The sequence below is a fragment of the Streptomyces sp. NPDC034043 genome, assembly GCF_055575675.1.
On the sequence record NZ_JBVISF010000004.1, the window covers coordinates 211552 to 238136 of the forward strand.

General features: G+C 72.4%; 29 protein-coding genes. 16 read left to right on the forward strand and 13 right to left on the reverse strand.

Annotation, left to right across the window (positions count from 1 at the left end; genetic code table 11):
• The first annotated feature begins 52 nt into the window (after positions 1-52).
• Both ACZ51S_RS12235 and ACZ51S_RS12240 read left to right on the forward strand, forming a co-directional pair.
• Positions 53-313 (forward strand): hypothetical protein, encoded by a 261-nt coding sequence (locus ACZ51S_RS12235; protein WP_388934510.1) that lies wholly within the window; start codon positions 53-55, stop codon positions 311-313.
• A 129-nt stretch (positions 314-442) separates the two neighbouring features.
• A complete protein-coding gene (locus ACZ51S_RS12240) occupies positions 443-1210 on the forward strand; it encodes a hypothetical protein (protein ID WP_468475466.1) in 768 nt (255 codons plus the stop codon).
• Positions 1211-1269: 59 nt separating this feature from the next.
• On the opposite strand, the gene ACZ51S_RS12245 is transcribed toward ACZ51S_RS12240, so the two are convergent.
• The 3 genes from ACZ51S_RS12245 to ACZ51S_RS12255 all read right to left on the reverse strand — a co-directional run bounded on the left by ACZ51S_RS12245 (position 1270) and on the right by ACZ51S_RS12255 (position 2826).
• Positions 1270-1482: a PspC domain-containing protein gene (locus ACZ51S_RS12245; RefSeq protein WP_468475467.1), complete on the reverse strand. Its 213-nt coding sequence runs from the start codon at positions 1480-1482 to the stop codon at positions 1270-1272.
• Between the two features lie 52 nt (positions 1483-1534).
• On the reverse strand, positions 1535-2110 hold the full coding sequence (locus ACZ51S_RS12250; RefSeq protein WP_468475468.1) for a VanZ family protein: 576 nt from the start codon (positions 2108-2110) through the stop codon (positions 1535-1537).
• An 86-nt stretch (positions 2111-2196) separates the two neighbouring features.
• Positions 2197-2826: a PH domain-containing protein gene (locus ACZ51S_RS12255; RefSeq protein WP_388934501.1), complete on the reverse strand. Its 630-nt coding sequence runs from the start codon at positions 2824-2826 to the stop codon at positions 2197-2199.
• 136 nt (positions 2827-2962) lie between these two features.
• Here ACZ51S_RS12255 and deoC point away from each other — a divergent pair, with 136 nt between their 5' ends.
• The 3 genes from deoC to ACZ51S_RS12270 are packed head-to-tail and all read left to right on the forward strand — an operon-like array spanning position 2963 to position 6290.
• Complete coding sequence (deoC, locus tag ACZ51S_RS12260; protein ID WP_388935003.1) at positions 2963-3925, forward strand: deoxyribose-phosphate aldolase; 963 nt, start codon at positions 2963-2965, stop codon at positions 3923-3925.
• A 5-nt stretch (positions 3926-3930) separates the two neighbouring features.
• Positions 3931-5388: an aldehyde dehydrogenase family protein gene (locus ACZ51S_RS12265; RefSeq protein WP_468475469.1), complete on the forward strand. Its 1458-nt coding sequence runs from the start codon at positions 3931-3933 to the stop codon at positions 5386-5388.
• Complete coding sequence (locus ACZ51S_RS12270; RefSeq protein ID WP_468475470.1) at positions 5388-6290, forward strand: aldehyde dehydrogenase family protein; 903 nt, start codon at positions 5388-5390, stop codon at positions 6288-6290. The genes ACZ51S_RS12265 and ACZ51S_RS12270 overlap by 1 nt, the downstream gene beginning before the upstream one ends.
• A 63-nt stretch (positions 6291-6353) precedes the next feature.
• On the opposite strand, the gene ACZ51S_RS12275 is transcribed toward ACZ51S_RS12270, so the two are convergent.
• Positions 6354-6725, reverse strand: a complete 372-nt coding sequence (locus ACZ51S_RS12275; protein ID WP_388934495.1) for a hypothetical protein — start codon at positions 6723-6725, stop codon at positions 6354-6356.
• 143 nt (positions 6726-6868) lie between these two features.
• Between ACZ51S_RS12275 and ACZ51S_RS12280 the strand changes: the two genes are divergently transcribed.
• Positions 6869-7501: a uridine kinase family protein gene (locus tag ACZ51S_RS12280; RefSeq protein ID WP_388934492.1), complete on the forward strand. Its 633-nt coding sequence runs from the start codon at positions 6869-6871 to the stop codon at positions 7499-7501.
• A gap of 135 nt (positions 7502-7636) precedes the next feature.
• Here the strand turns inward: ACZ51S_RS12280 and ACZ51S_RS12285 are convergent, their stop codons facing one another.
• On the reverse strand, positions 7637-8335 hold the full coding sequence (locus tag ACZ51S_RS12285) for a SigE family RNA polymerase sigma factor (protein ID WP_468475471.1): 699 nt from the start codon (positions 8333-8335) through the stop codon (positions 7637-7639).
• Positions 8336-8523: 188 nt separating this feature from the next.
• Between ACZ51S_RS12285 and afsQ1 the strand changes: the two genes are divergently transcribed.
• From afsQ1 to ACZ51S_RS12305, 4 genes are all read left to right on the forward strand, one after another.
• On the forward strand, positions 8524-9201 hold the full coding sequence (afsQ1, locus tag ACZ51S_RS12290) for a two-component system response regulator AfsQ1 (protein WP_180291024.1): 678 nt from the start codon (positions 8524-8526) through the stop codon (positions 9199-9201).
• Positions 9198-10688 (forward strand): sensor histidine kinase, encoded by a 1491-nt coding sequence (locus ACZ51S_RS12295; protein ID WP_468475472.1) that lies wholly within the window; start codon positions 9198-9200, stop codon positions 10686-10688. Before afsQ1 ends, ACZ51S_RS12295 begins: the two co-directional genes overlap by 4 nt.
• Positions 10669-11298, forward strand: coding sequence for a hypothetical protein (locus ACZ51S_RS12300; RefSeq protein ID WP_468475473.1), 630 nt, complete (start codon positions 10669-10671; stop codon positions 11296-11298). Before ACZ51S_RS12295 ends, ACZ51S_RS12300 begins: the two co-directional genes overlap by 20 nt.
• Before the next feature lie 198 nt (positions 11299-11496).
• Entirely contained in the window at positions 11497-11844 is a 348-nt protein-coding gene (locus ACZ51S_RS12305; protein ID WP_468475474.1) for a hypothetical protein, read from the forward strand.
• Between the two features lie 138 nt (positions 11845-11982).
• Here ACZ51S_RS12305 and ACZ51S_RS12310 read toward each other — a convergent pair whose 3' ends face one another.
• The 3 genes from ACZ51S_RS12310 to ACZ51S_RS12320 form a co-directional block, all read right to left on the reverse strand.
• Positions 11983-13629: a phospho-sugar mutase gene (locus ACZ51S_RS12310; RefSeq protein ID WP_468475475.1), complete on the reverse strand. Its 1647-nt coding sequence runs from the start codon at positions 13627-13629 to the stop codon at positions 11983-11985.
• 47 nt (positions 13630-13676) lie between these two features.
• Entirely contained in the window at positions 13677-14483 is an 807-nt protein-coding gene (locus ACZ51S_RS12315; RefSeq protein WP_388934471.1) for a purine-nucleoside phosphorylase, read from the reverse strand.
• A 144-nt stretch (positions 14484-14627) separates the two neighbouring features.
• A complete protein-coding gene (locus ACZ51S_RS12320) occupies positions 14628-15065 on the reverse strand; it encodes a gamma-glutamylcyclotransferase family protein (protein ID WP_007266087.1) in 438 nt (145 codons plus the stop codon).
• A 162-nt stretch (positions 15066-15227) separates the two neighbouring features.
• On the opposite strand from ACZ51S_RS12320, the gene ACZ51S_RS12325 reads away from it, so the two are divergent.
• Both ACZ51S_RS12325 and ACZ51S_RS12330 read left to right on the forward strand, forming a co-directional pair.
• Complete coding sequence (locus ACZ51S_RS12325) at positions 15228-16667, forward strand: NAD(P)H-quinone dehydrogenase (protein ID WP_388934469.1); 1440 nt, start codon at positions 15228-15230, stop codon at positions 16665-16667.
• Between the two features lie 199 nt (positions 16668-16866).
• On the forward strand, positions 16867-17832 hold the full coding sequence (locus ACZ51S_RS12330; protein ID WP_388934466.1) for a DeoR/GlpR family DNA-binding transcription regulator: 966 nt from the start codon (positions 16867-16869) through the stop codon (positions 17830-17832).
• Positions 17833-17981: 149 nt separating this feature from the next.
• Here the strand turns inward: ACZ51S_RS12330 and ACZ51S_RS12335 are convergent, their stop codons facing one another.
• Positions 17982-19745: an acetyl/propionyl/methylcrotonyl-CoA carboxylase subunit alpha gene (locus tag ACZ51S_RS12335; RefSeq protein WP_388934464.1), complete on the reverse strand. Its 1764-nt coding sequence runs from the start codon at positions 19743-19745 to the stop codon at positions 17982-17984.
• Between the two features lie 389 nt (positions 19746-20134).
• Between ACZ51S_RS12335 and ACZ51S_RS12340 the strand changes: the two genes are divergently transcribed.
• Positions 20135-20578, forward strand: coding sequence for a hypothetical protein (locus ACZ51S_RS12340; protein ID WP_468475476.1), 444 nt, complete (start codon positions 20135-20137; stop codon positions 20576-20578).
• Here ACZ51S_RS12340 and ACZ51S_RS12345 read toward each other — a convergent pair.
• The 4 genes from ACZ51S_RS12345 to ACZ51S_RS12360 form a co-directional block, all read right to left on the reverse strand.
• Complete coding sequence (locus tag ACZ51S_RS12345) at positions 20559-21167, reverse strand: Maf family protein (protein WP_468475477.1); 609 nt, start codon at positions 21165-21167, stop codon at positions 20559-20561. The genes ACZ51S_RS12340 and ACZ51S_RS12345 overlap by 20 nt on opposite strands.
• 34 nt (positions 21168-21201) lie before the next feature.
• Positions 21202-21336, reverse strand: coding sequence for a morphogenic membrane protein MmpB (mmpB, locus tag ACZ51S_RS12350; RefSeq protein WP_260618161.1), 135 nt, complete (start codon positions 21334-21336; stop codon positions 21202-21204).
• Between the two features lie 92 nt (positions 21337-21428).
• The gene (locus tag ACZ51S_RS12355) at positions 21429-21641 is read right to left on the reverse strand and encodes an acyl-CoA carboxylase epsilon subunit (protein WP_468475599.1); all 213 of its coding nucleotides are present in this window, start codon (positions 21639-21641) and stop codon (positions 21429-21431) included.
• A 21-nt stretch (positions 21642-21662) separates the two neighbouring features.
• Complete coding sequence (locus ACZ51S_RS12360) at positions 21663-23255, reverse strand: acyl-CoA carboxylase subunit beta (RefSeq protein WP_388934453.1); 1593 nt, start codon at positions 23253-23255, stop codon at positions 21663-21665.
• Positions 23256-23386: 131 nt separating this feature from the next.
• Between ACZ51S_RS12360 and ACZ51S_RS12365 the strand changes: the two genes are divergently transcribed.
• From ACZ51S_RS12365 to ACZ51S_RS12375, 3 genes are all read left to right on the forward strand, one after another.
• Complete coding sequence (locus ACZ51S_RS12365) at positions 23387-24253, forward strand: biotin--[acetyl-CoA-carboxylase] ligase (RefSeq protein ID WP_468960666.1); 867 nt, start codon at positions 23387-23389, stop codon at positions 24251-24253.
• A 239-nt stretch (positions 24254-24492) separates the two neighbouring features.
• A complete protein-coding gene (locus ACZ51S_RS12370) occupies positions 24493-25650 on the forward strand; it encodes an adenylate/guanylate cyclase domain-containing protein (RefSeq protein ID WP_388934448.1) in 1158 nt (385 codons plus the stop codon).
• Positions 25651-25688: 38 nt separating this feature from the next.
• The gene (locus tag ACZ51S_RS12375; RefSeq protein ID WP_388934446.1) at positions 25689-26492 is read left to right on the forward strand and encodes an enoyl-CoA hydratase/isomerase family protein; all 804 of its coding nucleotides are present in this window, start codon (positions 25689-25691) and stop codon (positions 26490-26492) included.
• The last annotated feature ends 93 nt before the right edge of the window (positions 26493-26585 follow it).

The window sequence follows — 26585 nt, forward strand, 5'->3', positions numbered from 1 at the left end:
AGTGGCTAGGTTGCGGAGCCGCTCAGTTTCCCCGTCGCAAGGACGATTTTTCATGAAGCAGTCTGCTGCCAAGTCCCTCGGTGTCGCTGTGATTGGTGCCGCCCTCGCCGCGGGCGCCGCCGGTACCGCCTCCGCCTCGGCGCTCCCCGCCGCCAGCCTGACGGACACCCTCGGCTCCCTGACCAGCGCCACCAGCTCCCTCACCGACCAGACGCAGCAGGCGGCCCAGGAGGGCGAGGCCACCGACGCCGCCGCCCCGGTCACCAGCCTGCTCGGCGGCCTGCCCCCGCTGCCCGGCGGCATCGGCGGCTGACCGGAGCGCCGGTAAATCGCACACACGCGCACGCGGCGCACGCCCCTTCGAAGAGGCGTGCGCCGCGTCGCGCGGTGTGCCACGATCACCACCAACTGCCCGCCGACACCCTGGGTATGAGGTTCGGTCATGCGCATCACGGCACGTTTCACGGCACCCGCGACGAGGCTCGCGCTGCTCCCCGCCCTGCTCCTCGGAGCGGCCGCGTGCGGCAGCGGTACGCAGGCCCCCGCGCCCGGGAAGACCCCCGACCCCAAGGGCTCCGCGGCCGTCCGCCCCTCGGGCGCGCCCGGCGCTCCGCCGGCCCCCGCCGCGCCCAAGGCCCGGGACGCGAGCCTGGAGCGGGCCGCCCTCGTCCAGGGCGACCTGGCCGGCTACCAGATCTCCGCGCAGGGCAAGAACCCGAACGCCCCCGACGGTCAGCCGCAGGCCGACAAGAAGGCCTGCCAGCCGCTCGCCGACATCATGGGCGACAAGCCCGATCCGGCGGCCCGCGAGACCGTCAACCGCGGCATCGGCTCCCAGAAGCAGGTCGGACTCGCGGTCTCCGCCTCCGTCAGCTCCTACGGGGAGAGCGAGGCCAAGCGGGTGGTGTCCCGGCTGCGCGAGGCCGTCGCGGCCTGCGGTACGGGCTTCACCGCCACCGTCGAGAAGCAGACCGGCCGCTACCGGGACGTGAAGGCCGTCCCGTACAGGACGGCGGGCGACGAGACGGTCAGCTGGACCACCACCGCCGCCGCCGAGGGCGTCTCGGCGCCGGTCCACCTGGTCGTCGTGCGCGAGGGGGGCCGGGTCGTACGGCTGATGGCCCTGAACGTGGCCGCCGCGGACCAGAAGGCGCTGGTCCCGCAGGAAGTGGCCGACAAGCAGCTCGAGAAGGTCCGGAAGGCGGGCTGAGTCCCGCCGGAGCACCGGTCGCGCCCCGGTATCCCGGGGCCGGCTCCCGCGAGCGGGGACTACCAGGCGGTCCGCGCCGTGCCCGCGCCGGCCTTCTCGTTCGGCAGCAGCAGCCACAGCGCGAGGTAGATGAGGACCTGCGGTCCGGGCAGCAGGCACGAGGCCACGAAGATGATCCGCATCGTGCGGGCCTTGATACCGAAACGCCGTGCGAGCCCGGCGCAGACGCCGCCGATCATCCGTCCGTCACGGGGGCGGGTAATCGCGCTCATTTTCTTCTCCTTCGTAGGGATCGCGCTCCGGGATCTTCCCTTCCGCGATGCCTCAATACTCGCGCGGAACCGCCGAAAGGACCTCGGTCCAGGGTCCGATGCCGACCCTGGAAATTCTCGGGGTGGGCCCCTGAGACGCGTGGGCGCGGCGCAGCCGGGCGCGCAGTACCGGTACGACGGACAGGTGGACGATCACCACTCCGGCGGTGTTCAGCAACAGCGCGTCCACGTCCAGCACCCGGCCCGGTACCGCGGTCTGGAACATCTCGATGCCCAGTGAGATCAGTACGGCCGCGGCCGCCGTCCGTGCCAGCGAGGACCAGGCGGCCAGCGGCCCGGGCGTCAGCCGCCCCCCGGCCAGCGGCAGCAGCACCCCCAGCGGGGCCAGCAGCGCCAGCCCCTCGCCGATCCGCCGGGCGGCCTCCAGCGGCCCGTGGGCGAGGTCCGCCCTGATCCCGTCCAGCGGGGTCAGGTTCGCGGCGGCCGCCCAGGGGACGTCCAGGGGGCTCAGGGTCAGCCACCCGACGACCAGCAGGTGCGCGGCCAGCAGGGCCCCGCTCAGGAGCCGGGACCGGACCGGGAGCTGTGTGGCGGTGGCGGCGCTGCCGCTGCCCTCATGACGGTGCACACCTGCGAGGACGCACCCCCCGGCGGCACCGGTTCCGGTAGCCGGGGCCGTTACACGGCGGTTACGCCGGCCCGCGTACGGCCCGCTCAGCCCGTGGCCAGGAGCACGGCCAGCAGCACCGCGCCGGCCACGGCGGGCGCGATGATCTCGTACGCCCAGCGCACGGTGACGCCGCCCTGCGCGCCGGGCCGGCCCGCCCCGCGCTCGGCGAGCTCGCGCAGCTCGTCCACGGCCCGGTCGGCGGAGGCCCGCTGCGGCGCGGCCGGCTCGGCCCCCTTGTCCTGGGCCGTCATCCCCTTGCCGGTCAGCGCGTCCCGGCGGCTGAACTGCCGTCCGGCCTTCTTGCGCTCGCGCAGCGACACCGGCACCGACCACAGCTGGTACTTCGACCCCTGCGCCAGCACCTCCGCCGAGTACCCGGCGCGGACCGCGTCGACGGCGGCCCAGGGCAACTCGATGATGCGGAAGGGGTTGCGGATCCGCATCCGGTCGTCGTTGGCGAAGACGGCCGGCCGCAGGGTGAAGGCGACGATCAGCGGGACGGTGAGCAGGGCGACGGCGATGCCGGTCCACCGCGTACTCCCCCCGCCCCGTACGGCGGCGTCCCCGCACAGCCACGCGACGAGCGCGAGCAGCAGCACCCCGGTGACGACGGCCATGGGGGAGCGGTAGACGCGGTCGGCGTAGACCGGCTCGTGGGGGGAGGGCGTAGTCATGCCGCCGATTGTGCCGCATGGGTCCGCCGGGGGTGCGGGCGCGCGGCCCCGAAGCTCCGATGGCGGATGTCACGCCCATATGTGCACTGAGGGGGGTGACAGGCGCTACGCGCGTAGATATGCTCATCTGGTGACCATGCCCACCACCCTCTCCGCATTCGCTGACGTGACGGCGTCCGACAGCGCGCTGCGCCGCTTCCTGCACGGGCTGCCCGGCGTAGACGCAGTCGGCCTGGAGGCCCGCGCGGCCTCGCTCGGCACCCGCTCGATCAAGACGACGGCCAAGGCGTACGCCATCGACCTGGCCATCTCGATGATCGACCTGACGACGCTCGAGGGTGCGGACACCCCGGGCAAGGTCCGGGCGCTCTCCGCCAAGGCCGTCCACCCCGACCCGACCGACCGCGGCACGCCCATGACCGCCGCGGTCTGCGTCTACCCCGACATGGTGGCCACCGCCAAGGCGGCGCTGAACGGCGCCGACGTCAAGGTCGCCTCCGTCGCCACCGCCTTCCCGGCCGGGCGCGCCGCCCTGCCGGTCAAGCTGGCCGACACCCGTGACGCCGTCGCCGCCGGCGCCGACGAGATCGACATGGTCATCGACCGTGGCGCCTTCCTCGCCGGCCGCTACCTGGAGACGTACGAGCTGATCCGGGCCGTCAAGGAGGCCTGCGTCCGCCCCGACGGGACCGCCGCCCGCCTCAAGGTCATCTTCGAGACCGGCGAGCTGTCGACGTACGACAACATCCGCCGCGCCTCCTGGATCGGCATGCTCGCGGGCGCCGACTTCATCAAGACCTCCACCGGGAAGGTCGGCGTCAACGCGACCCCGGCCAACACCCTGCTCATGCTCGAAGCCGTACGCGACTTCCGGGCGCAGACTGGAATCCAGATCGGTGTGAAGCCGGCCGGCGGCATCCGCACCACCAAGGACGCCATCAAGTTCCTGGTCCTCGTCAACGAGACCGCGGGCGAGGACTGGCTGACCAACGAGTGGTTCCGGTTCGGCGCCTCCAGCCTGCTGAACGACCTGCTCATGCAGCGCCAGAAGCTGAGCACCGGGCGTTACTCCGGTCCCGACTACGTGACGGTGGACTGATCACCATGGCATCCCTCTTCGAGTACGCACCGGCCCCCGAGTCCCGCTCGGTCGTCGACATCGCCCCCTCCTACGGGCTCTTCATCGACGGCGAGTTCACCGACGCCGCCGACGGCAAGGTCTTCAAGACCGTCAGCCCCTCCAGCGAGGAGGTGCTGGCCGAGGTCGCCCAGGCCGGTGCCGCCGACGTCGACCGCGCCGTCAGGGCCGCCCGCAAGGCCTTCGAGAAGTGGTCCGCGCTGCCCGGCTCCGAGCGCGCCAAGTACCTCTTCCGCATCGCCCGGATCATCCAGGAACGCAGCCGCGAACTGGCCGTCCTGGAGACCCTGGACAACGGCAAGCCGATCAAGGAGACCCGCGACGCGGACCTCCCCCTGGTCGCCGCGCACTTCTTCTACTACGCGGGCTGGGCCGACAAGCTCGACCACGCCGGCTACGGCGCGAACCCGCGCCCGCTCGGGGTGGCCGGCCAGGTCATCCCGTGGAACTTCCCGCTGCTGATGCTCGCGTGGAAGATCGCCCCGGCGCTCGCCACCGGCAACACCGTCGTCCTGAAGCCCGCCGAGACCACGCCGCTGTCCGCCCTGTTCTTCGCGGACATCTGCCGCCAGGCCGGCCTGCCCAAGGGCGTCGTCAACATCATCCCCGGCTACGGGGACGCGGGCGCCGAGCTCGTCGCGCACCCGGACGTCAACAAGGTCGCCTTCACCGGCTCCACCGCGGTCGGCAAGGCCATCGCCCGCCAGGTCGCCGGCACCGACAAGAAGGTCACCCTGGAACTGGGCGGCAAGGGCGCCAACATCGTCTTCGACGACGCCCCCATCGACCAGGCCGTCGAGGGCATCGTCACCGGCATCTTCTTCAACCAGGGCCAGGTCTGCTGCGCGGGCTCCCGCCTGCTGGTGCAGGAGTCGATCCACGACGAGCTGCTCGACTCCCTCAAGCGCCGCCTGTCCACGCTGCGGCTGGGCGACCCGCTCGACAAGAACACCGACATCGGCGCGATCAACTCCGCCGAGCAGCTCGCCCGGATCACCGCGCTCGCGGAGACCGGCGAGGCCGAGGGCGCCGAGCGCTGGTCCCCGGCCTGCGAGCTGCCGTCCGCCGGCTACTGGTTCGCCCCGACGCTCTTCACGAACGTCACCCAGGCGCACACCGTCGCCCGCGACGAGATCTTCGGGCCGGTCCTGTCCGTGCTGACCTTCCGCACCCCGGACGAGGCCGTCGCCAAGGCCAACAACAGCCAGTACGGCCTGTCCGCCGGCATCTGGACGGAGAAGGGCTCCCGCATCCTCGCGGTCGCCAACAAGCTCCGCGCGGGTGTGGTGTGGGCCAACACCTTCAACAAGTTCGACCCGACCTCGCCCTTCGGCGGATACAAGGAATCGGGCTTCGGCCGCGAGGGCGGCCGCCACGGCCTGGAGGGCTACCTCGCCCCGTCGACCCCGAAGGGGGAGCGCTGATGAGTGCCGTTGAGACATCGACGCGTCTGAACGTCTTCAAGACCTACAAGCTGTACGTCGGGGGCAAGTTCCCCCGCTCCGAGAGCGGCCGGGTGTACGAAGTGACGGACTCGAAGGGCAAGTGGCTGGCCAACGCCCCCCTGTCCTCCCGCAAGGACGCCCGTGACGCGGTCGTCGCGGCCCGCAAGGCCTTCGGCGGCTGGGCCGGCGCCACCGCCTACAACCGCGGGCAGATCCTCTACCGCATCGCCGAGATGCTGGAGGGCCGCCGCGAGCAGTTCGTCCGGGAGGTCGGCGACGCCGAGGGACTGTCCAAGTCCAAGGCCGCCGCCGTCGTGGACGCGGCGATCGACCGCTGGGTCTGGTACGCGGGCTGGACCGACAAGATCGGCCAGATCGCGGGCGGGGCCAACCCGGTCGCGGGCCCGTTCTTCAACCTGTCCACCCCGGAGCCGACCGGTGTCGTCACCGTCGTCGCCCCCCAGGAGTCGTCCTTCCTCGGCCTCGTCTCGGTGATCGCCCCGGTCATCGCGACCGGCAACACGGCGGTCGTCATCGCGAGCGAGGCGTCCCCGCTCCCCGCGCTCTCCCTGGGCGAGGTGCTGGCCACCTCCGACCTGCCCGGCGGCGTGGTGAACATCCTCTCCGGCAAGGCCGCCGAGATGGGCCCCCACCTGGCGGCCCACCAGGACGTCAACGCCATCGACCTGGCGGGCGCCGACGAGGCCCTCGCCAAGGAGCTGGAGATCGCGGCGGCGGACAACCTCAAGCGCGTCCTGCGTCCACAGCCTGTGGACGACTGGACCGCCGACCCGGGCACCCACCGCATGACGGCCTTCCTGGAGACCAAGACGGTCTGGCACCCGACGGGTTCGCTGGGCTCCGGCGGTTCCTCGTACTAGAACGGCCGGCGTGAGACCGGCCCTGGCGGCGACCCCCGTGCCGCCAGGGCCTTCGCGCGTCCGCTACTTGGGCAGGACCGGCCCGAGCAGCGAGGTCACCGCCGCCGTCGGGAGCTCCTTGACCGACGGGCCCTGCGTCAGGATCCCCGTGACCATCGTGGTCCCCACGGCCGGGAAGTCCGCGACCTTCGTCGCCACCCCGTTGTCGAGGGGGTCCACCCCGGTCCTGGCGAGCGGATTCACCTTGAGGTTCCCGATCGGGTCGGCGACCCCGGCCACCGCCGCCTGGAGGTCGGTCTCCGCGGACTGGAGGCGGCTCTCGGCCGCCTGGGCCCCGCCGGCCGCCATCGCCAGGGCCGCCCCGGCCATGGACAGGCTCAGGCCGGCTGCGCGGAGCCGCTGGGAAGACGGTTCGGATGCTGCGTGACGTGCCATGGGTTCCTGCCTGTGGTCGTAGTCGCGTGCGCACACACAGTAGTGGAGGCGGGATCCCGGATTCCAACCGCGCGTGTGAGGCCCGTCGCAGGAGACGTCACCGGTGCGCCGACACCCCGGGTCATGCCTCACACTGGTATCCCGTGAGCCGTTCATCTTCCCTTCCCACGCGCGTCGTCCTGCTGACGGGCCCCTCGGGCTCCGGCAAGTCCAGGCTCGCGGCCCGCTCGGGCCTCCCCGTCCTGCGTCTGGACGACTTCTACAAGGAAGCGGCGGACCCGACCCTCCCGCTGGTCGAGGGCAGCTCCGACATCGACTGGGACTCCCCGCTGTCCTGGGACGCGGACACCGCCGTCGCCGCCATCGCGGAACTCTGCGCCACGGGCCGTACGGACGTCCCCGTCTACTCCATCGCCACGTCCTCCCGGACCGGCACGGAGACCCTCGACATCGACCGCACCCCGCTGTTCATCGCGGAGGGCATCTTCGCCGCCGACATCGCGGCCCGCTGCCGGGAACTGGGCCTGCTCGCCGACGCCATCTGCCTGCGCGGCCGGCCCTCGACCACATTCCGCCGCCGCCTCGCGCGCGACCTGCGCGAAGGCCGCAAGTCCCTGCCGTTCCTGCTGCGCCGCGGCTACCGCCTGATGCGCGCCGAACGCGGCATCGTCGCCCGGCACGTGGCCCTCGGCGCCCACGCCTGCGGCCGCGACGAGGCCCTCGGCCGGCTCACCGCCGCCGCCGCGGGCCGCCACCGCACCCCCACCGCCCTCTGAAGGCGCGGCAAAAACACGTCGAAAAGCGAAAAGGCGGGATCACGCGGACCCCCGGCCGCTTGATCCCGCCTCTTCTCCCCCTGCGGCCCCCGCCCCACCCCCGTAGGACGGGCCCCCCGGCCCCATGGTCTCTGGTTACGCGACGAGCTCCCCGAAGGACTCCGCCTCGTCACGTCCGAAGCTCAGCACCTCGTCCTCCCGCAGCCGGCGCAGCGAGCGCCAGATGCTCGACTTCACGGTGCCGACGCTGATGCCCAGGATCTCCGCGATCTCCGGGTCCGTACGGCCCTCGTAGTAGCGCAGCACCAGCATCGTGCGCTGCGGCTCCGGAATGCGGGCCAGCGCCTGCCACAGCACCGCGCGCAGCTCCGTACCCCGCATGGCGTCCGTGTCGGAGGCCGTCTCCGGCAGCTCCTCGGTCGGGTACTCGTTCAGCTTCCGCCGGCGCCAGGCACTGATGTGCAGGTTCGTCATCGTGCGGCGCAGGTACCCGCCGACCGCCGCCTTGTCGCTGATCCGGTCCCAGGCGCGGTACGTGGAGAACAGCGCGCTCTGCAACAGGTCCTCCGCCTCGTGGCGGTCGCCGGTGAGGTGGAAGGCCGTCGCGTACAGCGCCGCCCGCCGCTCCTGGACGTACGCGGTGAACTCCGCCTCCGACGCGGAGGACGGCGTGCTGCGCTGCGCGGGAACCGCCTGGTACTGCTTCGCGTCAATGGCTGTGACGTGCGCCGGCCGCTGACGGGCGACCGTCACCGTACGGACACCCGCCCGGCGGTTCACATCGTGCAGCCGCGTGACGACCGCGCTGGTCGTGGTGCTGTGCAGCGTGTTCATCTCGCGCCCCCCGTCGTGGAGTCTGCTTCGGTCCGTCGTGTCGATGAGAAAAGACTGCCCGCCGGGTATAACCAGGGTGTCCGCCGACTGTCACAGGCCTGTCACAGCCACCGCTGCGCCGGCGAGTGGCGCGATTGCACCCCTCCGGACGGTCGAACTGCGCACGGCCGATGGGACAGAATGAGCCCGTGCCTTTCCTGTTGCTGATCGAGGACGACGACGCCATCCGCACGGCCCTCGAACTCTCCCTGTCACGCCAGGGCCACCGAGTGGCCACCGCGGCGACGGGCGAGGACGGCCTGAAACTGCTGCGAGAGCAGCGGCCGGACCTGATCGTGCTGGACGTGATGCTGCCCGGGATCGACGGCTTCGAGGTGTGCCGGCGGATCCGCCGCACCGACCAGCTGCCGATCATCCTGCTCACCGCCCGCAGTGACGACATCGATGTCGTCGTGGGCCTGGAGTCCGGAGCCGACGACTACGTGGTCAAGCCCGTCCAGGGCCGCGTGCTCGACGCCCGCATCCGCGCCGTGCTGCGCCGGGGCGAGCGCGAGGCCAGTGACTCCGCCGTCTTCGGGTCCCTGGTCATCGACCGGGCCGCGATGACGGTCACGAAGAACGGCGAGGACCTCCAGCTGACCCCGACCGAACTGCGGCTGCTGCTGGAACTCAGCCGCCGGCCCGGCCAGGCGCTCTCCCGTCAGCAGCTGCTGCGGCTGGTCTGGGAGCACGACTACCTCGGCGACTCGCGGCTCGTCGACGCCTGCGTGCAGCGGCTGCGCGCCAAGGTCGAGGAAGTGCCCTCCTCGCCCACGCTGATCCGTACCGTCCGGGGTGTCGGCTACCGGCTGGACTCCCCGCAGTGACCAAGGCCCTGTTCGCGGGCCGGCGCTGGACGAGCCTGCGGCTGCGCCTGCTGGTGGTGTTCGCGCTGGTCGCGCTGACGGCCGCGGTGTCCGCGTCCGGCATCGCGTACTGGCTCAACCGCGAGGCGGTGCTCACCCGTACCCAGGACGCGGCCCTCGGCGACTTCCGCCAGGAGATGCAGAACCGGGCCGCGGCACTGCCCGCCGAGCCGACGCCCGAGGAGATGCAGCACACCGCCGAGCTGATGGCGGGGAGCAGCCCCGGGTACAGCGTGCTGCTCGTCCACGAACGCAAGGACGGGCGCAAGGTGATCGGCGCCGCGGGCGCGGTCCCCTTCGGGCTGAACGACGTACCGGCCTCCCTCCAGCACGCCGTCAACGACCGGCAGAAGACCACCGCCGCCAACGACTCCGAGTACCACATGTACTGGCAGCGGACGAAGCCGCAGGGCAACCCGTACCTGGTCGGCGGCACGCGGATCGTGGGCGGCGGGCCCACCGGCTACATGTACAAGTCGCTCGCCACGGAGCGGGACGACCTCAACGCGCTGGGCTGGTCGCTGACCATCGCGACCGGACTGGCGCTGCTCGGCTCCGCGCTGCTCGCGCAGGGCGCGGCACGGACCGTCCTGAAGCCCGTACAGCGGCTCGGGGACGCGGCCCGGCGGCTCGGCGAGGGCGAGCTGGACCACCGGCTCGACGTCTCGGGGACCGACGAACTCGCGGACCTGTCACGGACGTTCAACCGGACGGCGGAGGCGCTGGAGAAGAAGGTCGCCGACATGAGCGCCCGCGAGGAGGCGAGCCGGCGGTTCGTGGCGGACATGTCGCACGAACTGCGCACGCCGCTCACCGCGCTGACGGCGGTCGCCGAGGTGCTGGAGGAGGAGGTCGAGTACCTCGACCCGATGATCGCCCCGGCGGTCGGGCTCGTCGTCAGCGAGACGCGGCGGCTGAACGACCTCGTGGAGAACCTGATGGAGGTCACCCGCTTCGACGCGGGCACGGCCCGGCTGGTGCTGGACGACGTGAACGTCGCCGACCAGGTCACGGCGTGCATCGACGCGCGGGCCTGGCTGGACGCCGTCGAACTCGACGCCGGACGCGGGATCGTGGCCCGGCTGGACCCGCGCCGGCTGGACGTCATCCTGGCCAACCTCATCGGCAACGCGCTCAAGCACGGCGGCTCGCCGGTACGGGTGTCGGTGCGGGTGGAGGGGGAGTGGCTGGTCATCGCGGTCAAGGACAACGGGCCGGGCATCCCCGAGGAAGTGCTGCCGCACGTCTTCGACCGCTTCTACAAGGCGAGCGCGTCCCGGCCCAAGTCGGACGGCAGCGGGCTCGGCCTGTCGATCGCGATGGAGAACGCGCACATCCACGGCGGTGACATCACGGCCGAGAACGGACCGGAGGGCGGAGCGGTGTTCACGCTGCGGCTGCCGGTGGACGTGGGGAAGGTGATCGCCGGTGGCGGCACGGAGGGGTAGGGCCGCGGCGCTGGCCGTGGGGGTGCTCGCCCTGTCCGGGTGCGGCATCCGGGCCACGACGGTCCCCGTCGACGTGGGACCGGCGCCGTCGCGGGTGTCCTGCGAGACGGCCGGACAGCCGGCGGGGGCCGGCGGGGTACAGGGCTTCCGCGCGACGGTGGAGCTGGTGTGCGGATCGCAGCTGGTCGGCGTGGAGCGGGTGGTGCCCGTACCCGAGAAGCGGGCCTCGCGGGATCCCCTGGTGCTGGTCGCGCAGGCACTGCTGGAGGAACTGGAACGCAGGCCGTCCGGGGAGGAACGGGACGCGGGCTTCACCACCAGCGTCCCCGACGGCCTGTCGGCGGCCCCCGCGCGGGCCGGCGACCCGGCGGGCACGCTGCGGCTGAGCCGCAAGCCGGAGGACCTCCCGCCGGTGGCGCTGGCACAGATCGTCTGCACCCTGTCGGCGAGCGACGCCCTCTCGGCGGGCCCGGGCCCGGTGGTCCTGGGCGGCCCGGACGCGGACCCGCCGCGCGCGTGGGAGTGCACGGACGCGGTCCGCTCCCGCCCGGAGTCCGTCCCGACCCTGGGGGACCTGGCGTCGCCGTCACCGTCGCCTTCGGCGCCGTAGGGGCGGGGGCGTACGAGGCTCGCGCCTCGGGCCGGCCGTCTCCCCGCGAGGGGTCGGGGGCCGGTCGGCGGCTGCCCACGCCTGTACGACCGCTTCGCCGGCCATGCCAAGAACTGTGGGATCCCGGTGTCCCGTACCTCTTCGGTCAACCCGAGAAGGGCCACGGCCACACAGTCGCATGATCGTTAGGGTTCGGGCATGACCTCACGGGACGACTTGCTCATCGATCTGATCAACCGGACGGAGATGGAGGGCGAAGGCCCGCGCATCACTGTCGTGGCGCAGGGCGTGGTGATATCCGGCCGTATCGCGGCCCGTCGGCACTGGGCGACGCGCATTGCCGGACAACTCGGCGATGCGGGCACGCCCGACGAGCGATTCGCCGAGGACTTCGCGCGTGAAGCCGGGGAGACCCCTGAATATCCCCCGGCCTTCCTCCATCTCCAAGGCTGCCACCTCATCTCCGGCGCCAGCAGCCTTCCCACCGCACTGGGTGAGTCCTTTCGCGTTCCGGTCGCGATGATCAGTTCGTGGAGTGTGCGCTGAGGGCGGTTCGGCCCCAGATGGCCGTCGGACGCCGAGTGGGAGAAGCGCATAGCGAGCTGGCGCGTACGCCTCCGCCCCGCACGCCGACGGCCCCCGCAGCCGGAGCTGCGGGGGCCGTCCAGGCGAGGGCGGGGGCCGTCAGAGGCCCATGGCCGCCGCGAGGTCCTTCTTGATGGCGTCCAGGACCTCCTGGCCGCGGGTGCGGGCGCTCGCGAGGTCGGCGGCTTCGGTCACCGGGACGACCACCTCCAGGTAGCACTTCAGCTTGGGCTCCGTGCCGGACGGGCGGCAGATGACGCGGGCCTTGTAGTCGCCGTCCAGGTAGTAGCGCAGGCCGTCCGTGGGCGGGAGGGCGGCCGAGCCGACCGACAGGTCCTCCGCCGAGGCCACCCGCAGGCCCGCGAGGGCCGTCGGGGGCTCCGCGCGCAGCCGCGCCATGGCGTTGGCGATGACCGACAGGTCGGAGACGCGGACCGAGAGCTGGTCGGTGTGGTGCAGGCCGTGGGCCATGGCCAGGTCGTCCAGCAGGTCGGTCAGGGTGCGGCCCTGCTCCTTGAGCTCCGAGGCGAGCTCGGCGACCAGGAGGGCGGCGGTGATGCCGTCCTTGTCGCGGACGCCCTCGGGGTCCACGCAGTAGCCGAGCGCCTCCTCGTAGCCGTAGCGCAGGCCCTCGACCCGGGCGATCCACTTGAAGCCGGTGAGGGTCTCCTCGTAGCCGACGCCGGCCGCCTCCGCGATCCGGCCCAGGAGGCTGGAGGAGACGATCGACTCGGCGAAGACGCCCTGGGCGCCCTTGTGGACCAGGTGGGCCGCCAGCAGCGCGCCGACCTCGTCGCCGCGCAGCATGCGCCAGCCGCCGTTGTCCGGGACCGCGACCGCGCAGCGGTCGGCGTCCGGGTCGTTGGCGATCACGATGTCCGGCTGGACCTCGGCGGCCTTCGCGAAGGCCAGGTCCATCGCGCCCGGCTCCTCCGGGTTCGGGAACGCGACCGTCGGGAAGGCCGGGTCCGGCTCCGCCTGCTCGGCGACGAGCACCGGGGTGGGGAAGCCGTGCCGGGCGAAGGCCGCCATGACGACGTCCTTGCCGACGCCGTGCATGGCCGTGTAGACGGTCCGTACGCCCCGGGGCGACCCGGGGGTGAGGACGGCGTCCGTCCGGGCCAGGTAGGCCTCGAGGACCTCCTCGTCGAGCTGGAGCCAGCCGTCGGAGGGGCGCGGTACGTCGGCCAGCGCGCCGACGGCCGCGATCCGCGCCGCGATCTCGGTGTCCGCCGGGGAGACGATCTGCGAGCCGTCGCCGAGGTAGACCTTGTAGCCGTTGTCCCGGGGCGGGTTGTGGCTCGCGGTCACCTCGACGCCGGCGACGGCGCCCAGGTGCCTTATGGCGTACGCGAGGACGGGCGTCGGCAGGGGCCGGGGGAGGACGGCCGCGCGCAGTCCGGCGCCGGTCATCACGGCGGCGGTGTCGCGGGCGAAGTCGGCCGACTTGTAGCGGGCGTCGTAGCCGACGACGACCAGGCCGCCGTCGTGGCCCTGGTCCTTCAGGTAGGCCGCGAGGCCGGCCGCGGCGCGGATGACCACGGAACGGTTCATCCGCATCGGACCGGCGCCGATCTCGCCGCGCAGCCCGGCGGTGCCGAACTGGAGCGTGCCGGAGAAGCGGTCCGCGAGCTCGGCCGTGTCGTTCGCGTCGATCAGGGCCGCGAGCTCCGCCGCCGTCTGCGGGTCCGGGTCCTCGGCCAGCCAGGCCCGGGCCCGGGTGAGGAGGTCGTCCTGTTCCTGCACTGCTTCCGCCTTTCCTCTCGTACGTCGTCGGTCGTCGGGGGTGCCGATCAGATGCGGGCCAGGACCTGCGTCAGCAGCGTGCCCATGCGGGCGGCGGAGTCGCGGCCGGCCTGGAGGACCTCTTCGTGGTTCAGCGGCTCGCCGGACAGGCCGGCGGCCAGGTTGGTGACCAGGGAGATGCCGAGCACCTCGGCGCCGGCCTCACGGGCGGCGATGGCCTCCAGCACGGTCGACATGCCGACCAGGTCGGCGCCCATGACGCGGATCATGTTGATCTCGGCCGGGGTCTCGTAGTGCGGGCCGGGGAACTGGACGTAGACGCCCTCTTCGAGGGTCTCGTCGATCTCCTTGCACATCGCGCGCAGGCGCGGCGAGTACAGGTCGGTGAGGTCGACGAAGTTCGCGCCGACGATCGGCGAGGTGGCCGTCAGGTTGAGGTGGTCGCTGATCAGGACGGGCTGGCCGGGCGCCATGCCCTCGCGCAGACCACCGCAGCCGTTGGTGAGGACGATGGTCTTGCAGCCGGCGGCGACGGCGGTGCGCACGCCGTGGGCGACGGCGGCGACGCCGCGGCCCTCGTAGAAGTGGGTCCGGCCGAGGAAGACCAGGGCGCGCTTGTCGCCGATCTTGTACGAGCGGATCTTGCCGCCGTGGCCCTCGACGGCGGCGGGCGGGAAGCCGGGCAGCTCGGTGACGAGGAACTCGGACTCGGGGGCGCCGAGCGCCTCTGCGGCGGGGGCCCAGCCGGAGCCCATGACGAGGGCGACATCGTGGGACTCGACGCCGGTGAGCTCGCGGAGGCGGGCGGCGGCGGCGTCGGCGGCGGCGAAGGGGTCGGTAACAGATGCGTTCACGCGGACGAGCGTAGCCGCTTCTCGCCTACGCGCGTAGATGGCGCAGCTCACGGTGTTCGGATCGTTGCCTTGTCGTTTCCGCCGAATCGTCCCCCCGGCCCGTGTCCGGCAGGGGCCGGCGGGCGCCGGTCGGGGCGGCAGCGGCTAGCAGGGGCGCTTGCGGAGTTCCATGACGTAGTCGTGCGGCGCCCCCGCCGATTCGGCGGCGTCGGCGATCTCACCCAGGTAGCGCGCCGAGGGCAGGCCGCCCTCGTACCCGTTCAGGACGTAGCACCACGCCGCCTCCTCGCCGTCCAGGGTGTGGACGCGGATCCGCATGCGGCGGTAGATGTCCAGCCCGACGCCCTCCCAGCGGTCCATGGAGTCCTCGTCCAGCGGGGCGATGTCGTACAGCGCGACGAAGACCTGCTGGCGCGGGGCTTCCACGATGGTGGCGAGGGCACCCTCCCAGCCCATCTGTTCGCCGCCGAAGGTCAGCCGCCAATCGTTGATCCAGCCCGTGCCGCGCAGCGGTGAATGGGGAGCGCGGCGCGTCATCAGCCGCGGGTCGAGGTTGCCGGCGTACGCGGCGTAGAGCGACATGAGGTCGAGGGTACGGGAGGGTCGCCCCGACCGGCGTGTCCGGATGGTGCGAGCACCTTGATGCGTGCGGGACAATGGGGCACGGAATGGATCCCCCGGGGAGACCCCCCGGAACACCGGCCGGGGCGGCAGCCGGCCGGGTAGACGTGAGGCGGACTTTTCGTGACCCGGATCGTGATCATCGGCGGTGGACCCGGCGGGTATGAGGCAGCCCTGGTGGGGGCGCAGCTCGGCGCGGAGGTGACCGTCGTCGACTGCGACGGTCTGGGCGGGGCGTCGGTGCTGACCGACTGCGTGCCCTCCAAGACCCTCATCGCGACCGCAGAGGTCATGACGACCTTCGACTCGTCGTACGAGGAGCTGGGGATCGTCGTCGCGGACGACACCCCGCACATCGAGCAGGCCGCGCGTGTCGTCGGCGTGGACCTCGGCAAGGTGAACCGGCGCGTCAAGCGCCTCGCGCTGGCGCAGTCCCACGACATCACCGCCTCCGTGACCCGGGCCGGAGCCCGCGTCATGCGCGGCCGCGGCAAGCTGGGCGGCCCGCAGGGCATCGACGGCACCCGGGACGTGATTGTCACGGCCGCCGACGGCACGGAGACGATCCTCACCGCCGACGCCGTGCTGATCGCCACCGGCGGCACCCCCCGCGAGATCCCGGACGCCATGCCCGACGGGGAGCGGATCCTGAACTGGACCCAGGTATACGACCTGGAGGAGCTCCCCGAGGAGCTCATCGTGGTCGGCTCCGGTGTGACCGGTGCCGAGTTCGCCGGCGCGTACCAGGCCCTGGGCTCCCGGGTGACCCTGGTGTCCTCCCGCGACCGCGTGCTGCCGGGTGAGGACCCGGACGCGGCGGCCGTCCTGGAGGACGTCTTCCGGCGCCGCGGCATGAACGTCATCGGCCGTTCGCGCGCCGAGTCCGCCAAGCGGGTGGGCGACCGGGTCGAGGTCACCCTCTCCGACGGCCGCGTGATCACGGGTACCCACTGTCTGATGGCGGTCGGCGCGATCCCGAACACCAAGGACATGAACCTGGAGGAGTCCGGGGTCCGGCTCAAGGAGTCCGGCCACATCTGGACCGACAAGGTGTCGCGCACGTCCTCGCCGGGCGTGTACGCCGCCGGTGACGTGACGGGGATCTTCGCGCTGGCGTCCGTCGCCGCCATGCAGGGGCGCATCGCGATGTACCACTTCCTCGGTGACGCGGTGGCCCCGCTGAACCTGAAGACGGTCTCCTCGAACGTCTTCACCGACCCGGAGATCGCCACCGTCGGCTACACGCAGGCCGACGTGGACGCCGGCAAGATCGACGCCCGCGTGGTGAAGCTGCCGCTGCTGCGCAACCCGCGTGCGAAGATGCAGGGCATCCGGGACGGCTTCGTGAAGCTGTTCTGCCGCCCGGGTACCGGGATCGTGGTGGGCGGCGTGGTCGTGTCGCCGCGCGCGAGCGAGCTGATCCACCCCATTTCGATCGCCGTCGACAACAACCTGACCGTCGAGCAGATCGCAAACGCGTTCACCGTGTACCCCTCGCTGTCCGGTTCGATCGCCGAAGTGGCCCGCCAGTTGCACACCCGCAAGACGGGCAGCGAGGCGTAGGGGCGCTCCGCCGCAGGCTCAACCGCCCCATTCCCCGCGGGGGTTGGGGCGGAAGCCGAGGTGGGGCGGGGGTGCGCGGCCACGGCCGCGGAAAGTGGGCCGACCCCGTATACCACTAGTCGGGCCGATGTATGGACAACTTCGGTATTCCGGTGCAAGGAGCTGAAAGCAGACGGTCGTTGGGGTTACTGTCAGTTTCGTGTTCGCTGCTGAACGTCGCCAATTGATCCTCGAAATGGTGCGGGCCAACGGTGCGGTATCGCTCCGTGAGCTCGCCCGTGTCGTCCAGACCTCCGAAGTGACCGTACGGCGGGACGTGCGGGCACTGGAGGCAGAAGGACTCCTCGACCGCCGGCACGGCGGTGCGGTCTTGCCGGGCGGTTTCACGCGGGAGTCCGGCTTTCCGCAAAAGTCCCATCTCGCGACGGCGGAGAAGACCGCCATCGCCGATGTCGCCGCCGGCCTCGTCGAAGAAGGCGAGGCCGTCGTCGTCGGCGCGGGTACCACGACCCAGGAGCTGGCCCGCCGGCTCGCACGGGTGCCCGGTCTGACCGTCGTCACCAACTCGCTGCTCGTCGCCCAGGCGCTCGCGCACGCCAACCGGGTGGAGGTGGTGATGACCGGCGGTACGCTGCGCGGCTCGAACTACGCCCTCGTGGGCAGCGGCGCCGAGCAGTCCCTCCAGGGGCTGCGGGTGTCCCGGGCCTTCCTGTCCGGGAGCGGTCTGACCGCCGAGCGCGGCCTGTCCACGTCCAACATGCTCTCCGCGAGCGTGGACCGGGCGCTGGTGCAGGCCGCGGCGGAGGTCGTCGTACTGGCCGACCACACGAAGCTCGGCACGGACACCATGTTCCAGACCGTGCCGACGGACGTGATGACCCGGCTGGTGACGGACGAGCCCCCGCAGCACGACGAACGGGCCGCCACCGAACTCCAGGCGCTGGCCGACCAGGGCGTGCAGATCACCGTGGCCGGACCGGCCCCGGCGGCCGGCGGCCACGGCGGCGCCGGAGAGGGCATGCAGGGGCGCAGGCCCCGCCGTGACGCCCCCCTGCCGGTCCAGCGGCGCGGCGGCCCCACCGCCCAGCTGCGCAGTGCGCCCGCGTCGCTGCTGGAGCAGCAGGCCGGGGAACGGGCCCGGGTGGCGGACATGCGCCGCCGCTGAGCGCCGGGACCGCCGGACCCGCTACGGGCGGTGTCCGCCGGGCCGCTCCCGCCAGGGCGGCCCGGCGCAGACCGCCGGGGGCGCGCGAACGGCCGAAGGCCCCGCCCGGGGAACCGGGCGGGGCCTTCGTACGGCCGCGGGCGGGGACGTCAGTCCTTGATCTCGCAGATCGTGGCGCCGGAGGTCAGGGAGGCGCCGACCTCGGCGGTCAGGCCGACGACGGTGCCGGAGCGGTGCGCGTTCAGCGGCTGCTCCATCTTCATCGCCTCGAGTACGACGACCAGGTCGCCCTCGTTGACCTGCTGGCCCTCCTCGACGGCGACCTTGACGATCGTGCCCTGCATCGGGGAGGCGAGGGTGTCGCCGGACGCGGCCGGGCCGGACTTCTTGGCGGCACGGCGCTTGGGCTTGGCACCGCCGGCGGCGGCCGTGCGGGCCAGGGTCATGCCCAGCGAGGACGGGAGGGAGACCTCCAGGCGCTTGCCGCCGACCTCGACGACGACCGTCTCGCGGCCGGGCTCGTCCTCGGTCTCCTCGGCCGCCGGGGCGGAGAAGGGCTTGATCTCGTTGACGAACTCCGTCTCGATCCAGCGGGTGTGGACCTTGAACGGGGTGCCGTCGGTGGGGGCGAAGGCCGGGTCGGCGACGACCGCGCGGTGGAAGGGGATGGCGGTGGCCATGCCCTCCACGTTGAACTCCGCCAGGGCGCGGGCGGCGCGCTGGAGGGCCTGCTCGCGGGTGGCGCCGGTGACGATCAGCTTGGCGAGCAGCGAGTCCCAGGCGGGGCCGATGACCGAGCCGGTCTCCACGCCCGCGTCCAGGCGCACGCCGGGGCCGGTCGGCGGGGCGAAGAGGGTGACGGTGCCCGGGGCGGGCAGGAAGCCGCGGCCCGGGTCCTCGCCGTTGATACGGAACTCGAAGGAGTGGCCGCGCAGCTCCGGGTCGCCGTAGCCGAGCTCCTCGCCGTCGGCGATGCGGAACATCTCGCGGACCAGGTCGATGCCGGCGACCTCCTCGGTCACCGGGTGCTCGACCTGGAGGCGCGTGTTGACCTCGAGGAAGGAGATGGTGCCGTCGGTGCCGACGAGGAACTCGACGGTGCCCGCGCCGACGTAGCCGGCCTCCTTGAGGATGGCCTTCGACGCGGCGTAGAGCTCGGCGTTCTGGGCGTCCGTCAGGAAGGGGGCGGGGGCCTCCTCGACGAGCTTCTGGTGGCGGCGCTGGAGGGAGCAGTCGCGGGTGGAGACGACGACCACGTTGCCGTGGGAGTCCGCGAGGCACTGGGTCTCGACGTGGCGGGGCCGGTCGAGGTAGCGCTCGACGAAGCACTCGCCGCGGCCGAAGGCGGCCACGGCCTCGCGCACGGCGGAGTCGTACAGCTCCGGCACCTCTTCGAGGGTGCGGGCGACCTTGAGGCCGCGGCCGCCACCGCCGAAGGCCGCCTTGATGGCGATGGGCAGGCCGTGCTCCCGGGCGAAGGCGACGACCTCGTCGGCCCCGGAGACCGGGTCGGGGGTGCCGGCGACGAGGGGGGCCCCGGCGCGCTGGGCGATGTGGCGGGCGGCCACCTTGTCACCGAGGTCCCGGATGGCCTGCGGCGGCGGGCCGATCCAGGTCAGGCCGGCGTCGAGGACGGCCTGGGCGAAGTCGGCGTTCTCGGAGAGGAAGCCGTATCCGGGGTGGATGGCGTCCGCTCCGGAGTCCGCGGCGGCCTGCAGGACCTTCGCGATGTCGAGGTAGCTGGCTGCCGGGGTGTCACCGCCCAACGCGAAAGCTTCGTCTGCCGCGCGGACGTGCAGGGCGTCCCGGTCCGGATCGGCGTAGACGGCTACGCTCGCGATTCCGGCATCCCGGCAGGCCCGAGCAACGCGGACAGCGATTTCGCCACGGTTGGCGATGAGCACCTTGCGCACGATGGCTCCCTCCTTGAAACAAGCTGAGTTTAGGGACTGCCGACACGGCCTTACGACCCTTCCCCGGTGGTGAGCTTGCCCACACGGAGCGTGATTCGAGTGCTCCTTGAGTGTGATTGCCCTTGTGTCGCCCCAGGTCAGGGAGATCCCCGACTGCACAGTAACCCTGTTGCGAGGGCGAGGTCTCTGTTCGGCGGGTCAGCGGACCCTGCTGATTCTTTGTTCAGTCCCTACGAACGGCCTATGCATTCTTTGAGTGAGAGCCGTCACGGTCGTCCGCGTGGCGGGTTTCCCGTAACGAAGCGGTCCCCGGCTCTTGTCCCGAGGTTTACTCGTTAGTAGCCTCCTGGCGTCGAACACGCTTGTGGCGTGGGACGGATGGGGGCGTCGTGCTGCGCAGACTCGTGGCGGGGCTGGCCGCGATCATGCTCGTCGCGGAGGCCGCCGTGCTGGCGCTGGTCCACGTCGTGCTGGGGCGGGCCACCGGGGCGCAGTCGATGTCCATCGCCGGCATGGATCCGGATGTCATGGTCACGGCAACCTATGGGATGGGTGCCGCCATGGCCGCCTTCCTGCTGCTGTGCGCGGTACCGGCCGCCCTCGCCGCCCTGCGCGACCGCCCGCCGGGCCGTCCCGCCCGGATCCTGCTCGTGGTCGCGGCCGTCACCCACGGGGTGCTCGGCGCCCTCGCCGTGGGACTCGTCGGCTGGGGCGCCTTCGCGGCGACCTCGCTGATCCTGTGCCTGCTCGTCCTGACGCTGATGCTCTACGCGGCGCCGGCCGAGGACCCCGGCAAGGATCCCGCGGGGAGTCTCAGGCCCACAAGTCCGTGATGGACACGTCCAGCTCGCCCAGCAGGGAACGCAGCAGCGGCATGGACAGGCCGATCACGTTGCCGGGACACCCGTCGATGCCGTCGATGAACGGCGCCGACAGCCCGTCCAGGGTGAACGCCCCCGCCACGTGCAGCGGCTCGCCGCTGGCCACGTACGCCGCCACCTCCGCGTCCGTCGGCTCGCCGAAGCGGACCGTCGTGGAGGCCGTCGCCGAGACCTGACGGCCGGTGGCCGTGTCGATCACGCAATGGCCCGTGCGCAGCACCCCGGCCCGCCCGCGCATCGACTTCCAGCGGGCCGTGGCGTCGGCCGCGTCCACCGGCTTGCCGAGCGCCTCGCCGTCCAGCTCCAGCACCGAGTCGCAGCCGATCACGAGGGCGCCCGCGGCCTCCTCCAGACCCGCCACCACGCCCGCCTTGGCCTCGGCCAGGGCCAGCGCCAGGGCGGCCGGGTCGTCATGGTCCAGCGTGTCCTCGTCGAAGCCGCTGACGATCACGTGGGGGGCGAGCCCGGACTGCCGCAGCAGGTTCAGCCGGGCGGGCGAGGCGGAGGCGAGGACGAGCGTGCGTACGGTCATGGGGGCCATCGTAGGGCGGCCGGGCGGCGGCACGGACGGCCGCCTAGAAGGGGGGCACGCCAAGGACGTACACGGCGATCACCATCGCGAGCACGAGGACCACGAGCATCCGCCGGAGCATCGCCTGGGCGTCGCGCATGTCCTTCGGGGGCTCGTCCTTCGGGTCTGACCAGAGCATGCCCCGATCCTGGCCCGCGGAACGCCGGCGGCGCCTGAGTACGGGTACTCAGGCGCCACCGCCCGTTCGCGCCATCTTCCGGAACGCGGGGCTCAGCCCCGTCCGGGCCAGTACGTACGGCCCCACGCGCGCGGCCCCGGCAGCATCCGCTGCCGGCTGGCCACCCGGCTCGGCGAGGCCCACTCGTCCGGGACCCGGGGCGCGCCCGACGGGGCCGAGGCCAGCGCCGCCGCGCGCGCTCGGACCACCGCCAGTGCGGCGGCCAGCTCCTCGGGGGTCGGGTTGCCCTTGACGACCTTGATCACCACAGAGTCCTCCTGGAGGGCCTAGAGGGGGATGTTGCCGTGCTTCTTCGGGGGCAGCGACTCCCGCTTCGTACGCAGCTGGCGCAGCCCCTTGACCACGTGGGCGCGGGTCTCGGACGGCATGGTCACCGCGTCGATGTAACCGCGCTCGGCGGCCGTGTACGGGTTGAGCAGGGTGTCCTCGTACTCGGTGATGAGCCGTGCCCGGGTCTCCTCCACCTCCTCGGGGGCGGCCTCCGCGATGGTGCGCCGGTGCAGGATGTTCACCGCGCCCTGCGCGCCCATGACGGCGATCTGGGCCGTCGGCCAGGCCAGGTTCAGGTCCGCGCCGAGGTGCTTGGAGCCCATGACGTCGTAGGCGCCGCCGAAGGCCTTGCGCGTGATGACGGTGATGAGGGGGACGGTGGCCTCGGCGTACGCGTAGATCAGCTTCGCGCCGCGCCGGATGATTCCGTTGTACTCCTGGTCGGTGCCGGGCAGGAAGCCCGGGACGTCGACGAACGTCAGCACCGGGATGTTGAAGGCGTCGCACGTCCGGACGAACCGCGCGGCCTTCTCGGAGGCGTCGATGTCCAGGCAGCCGGCGAACTGCATCGGCTGGTTGGCGACCACGCCCACCGGGTGCCCCTCGACCCGGCCGAAACCGGTGAGGATGTTCGGGGCGAACAGGGACTGCGTCTCCAGGAACTCCGCGTCGTCCAGCACGTGCTCGATGACAGTGTGCATGTCGTACGGCTGGTTCGCACTGTCCGGGATCAGGACGTCGAGCTCCAGGTCGGCGTCGGTGACCTCCGTGTCCGCCTCCTCCGGGAAGGCGGGCGGCTCGGACAGGTTGTTAGACGGCAGGTACGACAGGAGCGACTTGACGTACTCGATCGCGTCCTTCTCGTCCCCGGCCATGTGGTGGGCGACGCCCGAGGTGGCGTTGTGGGTGCGCGCCCCGCCCAGCTCCTCGAAGCCGACGTCCTCGCCGGTGACCGTCTTGATGACGTCCGGGCCGGTGATGAACATGTGCGAGGTCTGGTCGACCATGACCGTGAAGTCGGTGATGGCCGGCGAGTACACGGCGCCGCCCGCGCAGGGCCCCACGACCAGGCTGATCTGCGGGATCACGCCCGAGGCGTGCACGTTGCGGCGGAAGATCTCGCCGTACATGCCGAGCGCGCTGACGCCCTCCTGGATGCGGGCACCGCCGGAGTCGTTGATGCCGACGACCGGGCAGCCGGTCTTCAGGGCGAAGTCCATCACCTTGATGATCTTCTGCCCGTACACCTCGCCGAGGGCGCCGCCGAAGACGGTGAAGTCCTGCGAGAACACGGCCACCGGGCGGCCGTCCACCGTGCCGTAGCCGGTCACGACGCCGTCGCCGTACGGGCGGGTCTTCTCCAGTCCGAAGTTGGTCGACCGGTGCCGGGCGAACTCGTCCAGCTCTACGAAGGACCCCTCGTCCAGCAGCAACGCCACGCGCTCACGTGCCGTCAGCTTGCCCTTGGCGTGCTGCTTCTCGACGGCGCGCTCGGAACCGGCGTGCGTGGCTTCCTCGACGCGGCGCCGCAGGTCCGCGAGCTTGCCCGCGGTCGTGTGCATGTCGATCGGCTCTGAGGGTTGGGACATCGGGGTCGCGGCTCCCTGTGTGGTGTCAACTGCCTGGTCAATTGATTGACTGCTGCTGGCTACTGGTGCGTAGCGTATCGGCGGGCATGGCGCTCGGCAGTGCGGCGTTTGACACACCTACATTTGCTTGCATGACTCCACAAGATGCTTCAGCCGGAGCGGGCCCGGGACGCTGGTCGAGCCTGGAGCGCCCGCCACTGAACGCCACCGCCCTCTCGCGGGCGCTCGTCAGCCCCGACGGCCTGTGGACCTCCCTGGAGGTCGTCGCCGCCACCGGGTCCACCAACACCGATCTCGCGGCGCGGGCCGCGGAGCTGCCCGAGGGCGCCGTGCTGGTCGCCGAGGAGCAGACCGCCGGACGGGGCCGGCTCGACCGCAGCTGGGTGGCTCCGCCGCGGTCGGGGCTGTTCTTCTCCGTGCTGCTCAAGCCGGGCGCGGACGTACCGCAGGAGCGGTGGGGCTGGCTGCCGCTGCTGGCCGGGGTGGCCACGGCGGCCGGGCTGGGGCGGGGCGCCGGCGTGGACACCGCGCTCAAGTGGCCGAACGACCTGCTGGTGAGCGTGGAGGGGGAGGAACGCAAGGCCGGCGGCATCCTCGCCGAGCGGGTCGAGGGCGGGGTCGTCCTCGGGATCGGCCTCAACGTCACCCTCACGGAGGACGAGCTCCCCGTACCGGGCGCCGGGTCGCTGACCCTGGCCAAGGCGGCGGTGACCGACCGGGAGCCGCTCCTGAAGGCCGTGCTGCGGTCGCTGGAGGAGTGGTACGGGCGCTGGCGCGACGCCGCCGGCGACCCGGCGGACAGCGGGCTCCAGGAGGCGTACGCGGCCGGCTGCGCGACGCTGGGCCGTCATGTCCGGGCTGACCTGCCGGGCGGGCGCGAGCTCACCGGAACGGCCGAAGCGGTGGACGCGGACGGGCGGCTGGTGATCCGCACGGCCGACGACGCGCGGGAGGCGGTGGGGGCGGGGGACGTGGTCCACCTGAGGTCCGTGCGCTAGGTCCGAGGGTCACGCGGGGTCCGGGTGCCGCCGCGGGCCCGGCTCCGGGCCCCGGACCTCCCGCGGGCCGCCGCCGGGGCCCGCCGCGGACGCCGGCGGGGCCGGGGTGGCTCGATCGGGGCCGGGGCCGGAACTGGGGGAGTGAGCTACGGCACACCTGCCGTATGGTTTAGGCGATCCCGGTCCTCCCGGTGATCACCCGGTTCGGCAGCGCGCACGGAATGGACAGGAGGCGGCCCTTGACCGTCGACGACTCTGCGTCCAGCCCGTCCGGGTCCGGTCCGGCGGGCGGTCCCGGCACCCCGATCGGGCGGGACCGGCACGCCCCGTTCCACGAGGTCGACCACGCGGCCCAGCCGACGGCCGACCCGCTCGCCATCCGCCTGGAGCAGCTGATCCTGGGCGCCGAGCGGCGGTACACGCCGTTCCAGGCGGCCCGCAGCGCCGGGGTGTCGATGGAGCTGGCCTCCCGCTTCTGGCGGGCCATGGGCTTCGCGGACATCGGGCAGGCGAAGGCCCTGACGGAGGCGGACGTGCTGGCGCTGCGGCGGCTGGCCGGTCTGGTGGAGGCGGGGCTGCTGAGCGAGCCGATGGCGGTGCAGGTGGCGCGGTCCACCGGGCAGACCACCGCCCGGCTGGCCGAATGGCAGATCGATTCCTTCCTGGAGGGGCTGACGGAGCCGCCGGAGCCGGGCATGACCCGTACGGAGGTCACGTACCCGCTGGTCGAGCTGCTGCTGCCGGAGCTGGAGGAGTTCCTCGTCTACGTGTGGCGGCGCCAGCTGGCGGCCGCGACCGGCCGCGTGGTGCAGGTCGCCGACGACGAGGAGATGGTCGACCGGCGCCTCGCGGTGGGCTTCGCGGACCTGGTCGGCTTCACCCGGCTCACGCGCCGGCTGGAGGAGGAGGAGCTCGGCGAGCTCGTCGAGGCCTTCGAGACGACGGCGGCGGACCTGGTGGCCGCGCACGGCGGCCGGCTGATCAAGACGCTGGGCGACGAGGTGCTGTACTGCGCCGACGACGCGGCGACGGCGGCGGAGATCGCGCTGCGGCTGATCGAGACGATGGAGGCGGACCCGCAGATGCCCGAGCTGCGGGTGGGCATCGCCTTCGGGACGGTGACGACCCGCATGGGTGACGTCTTCGGGACCACGGTGAACCTGGCGAGCCGGCTGACCTCCATAGCCCCCAAGGACGCCGTACTGGTGGACGGGGCGATGGCCGAGGAGCTGAGCCGGACGGGGGCCGCGCCGAAGTCCGAGAAGGACGCCGAGACCGAGGAGGGCGGCGGCGCCTACCGCTTCGCGCTCCAGCCGATGTGGCAGCGGCCGGTGCGCGGACTGGGCGTCGTGGAGCCCTGGTCGCTGACGCGGCGGACACCTAGGATCCCCGGGTAACGTTCGTTAACCATTTGCGGGGAGAGTGCGCCGTGGGCGTGAGCGAGAGCCGTTTCGGGGAGTTCGTGGCGGTACGGCGGCACGGTGACGGCGGGGTGGTCGCGGAGCTGGTGCTGGACCGCCCCAAGGCGATGAACGCCGTCTCGACGGAGATGGCCCGCTCGGTCTCCGCCGCGTGCGACGCGCTCGCCGCGGACCCCGGCGTACGGGTCGTCGTACTGAGCTCCACCCACGAGCGGGCCTTCTGCGTGGGCGCGGACCTCAAGGAGCGCAACTCGCTGTCCGACGCCGAGCTGGTGCGGCAGCGGCCCACCACCCGGGGGGCGTACGGGGGCGTGCTGGAGCTGCCGATGCCGACGGTCGCGGCGGTGCACGGCTTCGCCCTGGGCGGCGGCTTCGAACTGGCGCTGGCCTGCGACGTGATCGTGGCCGACGAGACGGCCGTGGTCGGACTGCCCGAGGTGTCGGTGGGCGTGATCCCGGGCGGCGGCGGTACGCAGCTGCTGCCGCGGCGGGTCGGCGCGGCGCGGGCGGCGGAGCTCATCTTCACGGCCCGCCGGGTGGAGGCCGCCGAGGCGCTGTCGCTGGGCCTGGTCGACGAGGTGGCCCCGGCGGGAGAGGACCGTACGCGGGCCCTGGAGCTGGCGCTGACCATGGCCGCGAACTCCCCCGTGGGACTGCGCGCGGCCAAGCGGGCGCTGCGGCTCGGGCACGGGATGGACCTGGCGGCCGGGCTGGAGATCGAGGACGCGGCCTGGCGGACGGTGGCCTTCTCCGGGGACCGGGCGGAGGGCGTGGCGGCGTTCAACGAGAAGCGGAAGCCGAACTGGCCGGGGCAGTAGGGCGGGGGCCGGGGGACCGGCGGGCCGCCCGGCCGGCGGATGCGGTCCAGGATCACCCGGAGGGGCGTCCATCATCACTTAATCGGATAAAAG